This window comes from Rhizobium chutanense (assembly GCF_002531935.1).
Classification (GTDB): domain Bacteria; phylum Pseudomonadota; class Alphaproteobacteria; order Rhizobiales; family Rhizobiaceae; genus Rhizobium; species Rhizobium chutanense.
In genome coordinates this window covers 1-3,003 of record NZ_NWSV01000067.1, presented here as the reverse complement: position 1 = coordinate 3,003, position 3,003 = coordinate 1, and the positions used below count along the sequence as shown (strand labels likewise).

Sequence of the window (3,003 nt, the reverse complement as noted above, 5' to 3'; positions counted from 1 at the left end):
TTGTCGTTGATGGTGCAGGAGGCGCTGAAGCGCGACCCGATGTGTGGACACCTGTTCGTATTCCGCGGCCGCGGTGGACAACTACCGACATTCTGCATACGTTTCCCGTTATTCGACGATTGCCTATCCTTGGCACCCGCTGTTCGGGAAGAAAGTGCAGGTCTCACCGTTCAGGCGTGGCAAAAGTTTAACCTGCATCTACACGGATGAGCGTCCAGATCTGTGCCGCGAGTTGCCGAATTGGATGTTCGATCAAAGCTATTGCACTATCATGGCGCTAGGGCTGCCTGAGATCAGCATTGCCGGTCTCAACGAATTGGCAGCGGCGCTGGCATCGTTCGGCGCGACTCACGCAAGAGGAGCAAAATCCCGTCCTTCGAGGAAGAAGGAGAAGGATGATGCGAAGCAAGCGACATCAAAATCGCGACCAACTCGTTCTGCAGTTGGAGCGCCAAAATCTTCAGGTTCCGGCGGTCAAGAACGTCAAAGGGTTGGTGGAAGCGCTGGCGGATCTTCTGCTGGAAGCTTTGGACGCGAACAGAATGACGAAGACGGGAGGCGTTGATGAACACGAAGATCACGCCTGACCATCTTGGCCGCGCCGCTGTGGTCTATGTCCGCCAGTCCACAATGACTCAGGTCACCGGCAATCTGGAAAGTCAGCGCCGGCAGTATGATCTGGCTGGAGCTGCCGCAACGACCGGCTTTGCATCGGTGACCGCAATCGATGACGATCTCGGCCGCTCCGGCTCAGGCAGCATGGAACGGCCTGGATTCGAACGGCTTGTGGCACAGGTCTGCTCCGGCGATGTGGGAGCGGTCTATTGCATCGAGGCATCCCGCCTGGCGCGCAATGGCAGGGACTGGCATCATCTGATCGACCTTTGCGCACTTGCCGGTACGCTGGTCATCGATCCGGATGGTGCCTATGACCCGCGGCTCGTCAACGATCGTCTGCTGCTTGGATTGAAAGGCACGATGTCGGAGTATGAGCTTAGCTTGATGCGTCAGCGCGGCATCGCAGCACGCGATTCCAAGGCAGGACGCGGGGAACTGCGGTTCATGTTGCCGCCGGGCTTGTGCTGGAGCGAAGTGGGCAAGATCGAGATCGACCCGGACGAACATGTGGCTGAGACGATCAGGCTGGTCTTTGCCAAATTCCGGGAGCTGGGAAGTGGACGACAGGTCTTTTTGTGGCTGCGGTCGGCCGATATCAAGATGCCGGTCGTTCTGCGCAATGTCGACGTCTGCAAGCTCGTCTGGAAAGCGCCGGCGTACCACAGCGTCATGCAGATCCTCCACAACCCACTCTATGCGGGCGCCTACGCCTTCGGAAGACGCGCACAGCGAACGCGGATCATCGATGGTCGCGCTCGCAAGGCCACTGGGGTGCGCAAACCCCGGGATGAATGGAGCGTGTTGCTGCGCGACAATCATCAAGGTTACATCAGTTGGCGGGAATACGAGGAGAACCACAAGCTCCTGGCCGAGAACGCGCACATGAAGAAGAACTGCGATCGCAAGTCAGCGCGTGGCGGTCGTGCCCTTTTGACCGGGCTGATGCGATGCGGTCGCTGTGGCCGAATGATGCGCGTCTTCTACGGCAGCGCGAAGGGCAACGCGCATCGCTATCAGTGCCGCGGCGACGATGCACACGTGGGTGTCGGCCTTTGTATCGGCATTGGCGGCGTCAGGGTCGATCGCGCCGTTGCGGTCCAGATTCTGGAAGCGGTGTCTGATCGTGCCGTCGAAGCGGCAATCTTCGCCTCGGATCAAGTCGAGCGGTCCCGAAGAGATGTCATTGCGGCACTCGATCGGGACCTCGAAGGCTCACGCTACGAAGCGCTGTTGGCCAGTCGCAGGTATGAGCTTGTGGACCCGGCCAAGCGGCATGTTGCACGCGAACTGGAGGCCCGATGGAATGATGCCCTGGAGCGAGTGGGCGTGCTTGAGCGCAAGATCAAGGACCTGTCCGCGCTGTCAGCAGCGCGCCCCGTCATCGATCGTGGCCGACTCCTGCAGCTTGCCCAGGATCTCCCGACCGTCTGGAATGCGCCCTCCACTGAGACGAGAACAAAGCAGCGGCTCATTCACATCCTGGTTCAGGAGATTATTTGCGATCTCGACGATGCGACCAACGAGGCGGTGCTGTTGATCCATTGGACCGGAGGTCGGCACACAGAGGTGCGTGTGGCGCGCGTCAAGACCGGAAGATATCCTGCTGAGCTCGCACCATCGGCCGTCGAAGCACTGCGCAAACTGGGCGGACATTGGCCAGATCGGGAACTCGCGGTCTCCCTCAATCGGATGCTTTGCAAGACAGGTGATGGCGAGAGCTGGACGGCCGTGCGTGTTCGTGACATGCGCGAGCGTCTGGGAATTCCCGAATATGATGCCACCAAAGTGGAGATACCGATGATCAGCTTGATGAAAGCGGCGGAGAAACTCGGTATTTGCGTGGGATCGGCCAAAAGCCTGGTGCAGAGAGGAATTCTTCCTGCAACGCAAATCCTTCCCGGCTCGCCGTGGATGGTTCCGGTAGATGCGTTAACCTCGGAAGCCGTCCGGATAGGGGTGCAGGGTGTCGTCGATCGACGCCCCAAGTTTTATGAAGATTATCAATACGATAAAGTCGTCCGGTTGCCCGGAATTTGATGGAGGGATGCATTATGAAGCGCACTGTGGCGGTCTGATCAAGGTGATCTGGCATGACGGCCAGGGCGCTTGCCTGTTCACGAAGAAGCTGGAGCGCGGCCGCTTCATCTGGCCATCAGCGGCCGATGGCACGGTGGTGATCACGCCTGCGCAGCTCGGTTATCTGTTGGAAGGTATCGACTGGCGGATGCCGCAAAAGACCTGGCGGCCGACGTCGGCCGGATAGGCAAAAACACTGGAATGACAGGGTCGAATATGATTCCATCCTGTCATGAGCAATGCGACCGAAGAGCTTCCGGACGACCTTGCCAGTGCGCTTGCACTGCTGGCCCAGGAACGCGCTCGACG

3 protein-coding genes and 1 pseudogene are annotated in these 3,003 nt (G+C 59.2%); all 4 read left to right on the top strand.

Features of this window, described 5'->3' with window-relative positions; translation table 11 throughout:
* Positions 1-210: pseudogene (locus CO666_RS34415) on the top strand (hypothetical protein); the annotation flags it as partial.
* A gap of 188 nt (positions 211-398) precedes the next feature.
* Complete coding sequence (locus CO666_RS34385; protein ID WP_170967886.1) at positions 399-587, top strand: hypothetical protein; 189 nt, start codon at positions 399-401, stop codon at positions 585-587.
* Positions 565-2,655, top strand: coding sequence for a recombinase family protein (locus CO666_RS33210; RefSeq protein WP_097603750.1), 2,091 nt, complete (start codon positions 565-567; stop codon positions 2,653-2,655). The genes CO666_RS34385 and CO666_RS33210 overlap by 23 nt, the downstream gene beginning before the upstream one ends.
* Positions 2,656-2,662: 7 nt before the next feature.
* Positions 2,663-2,881 carry an IS66 family insertion sequence element accessory protein TnpB gene (gene tnpB, locus CO666_RS33205; protein WP_208722852.1) on the top strand — a complete coding sequence of 73 codons (219 nt, stop codon included), beginning with the start codon at positions 2,663-2,665 and terminating at the stop codon, positions 2,879-2,881.
* Positions 2,882-3,003 lie beyond the last annotated feature (122 nt).

What these genes read in the sequence shown, in the direction of transcription:
- CO666_RS34385 (WP_170967886.1), top strand. Translation starts at nt 399, where the DNA reads ATGCGAAGCAAGCGACATCAAAATCGCGACCAACTCGTTCTGCAGTTG.
- CO666_RS33210 (WP_097603750.1), top strand. Translation starts at nt 565, where the DNA reads ATGAACACGAAGATCACGCCTGACCATCTTGGCCGCGCCGCTGTGGTC.
- tnpB (WP_208722852.1), top strand. Translation starts at nt 2,663, where the DNA reads ATGCATTATGAAGCGCACTGTGGCGGTCTGATCAAGGTGATCTGGCAT.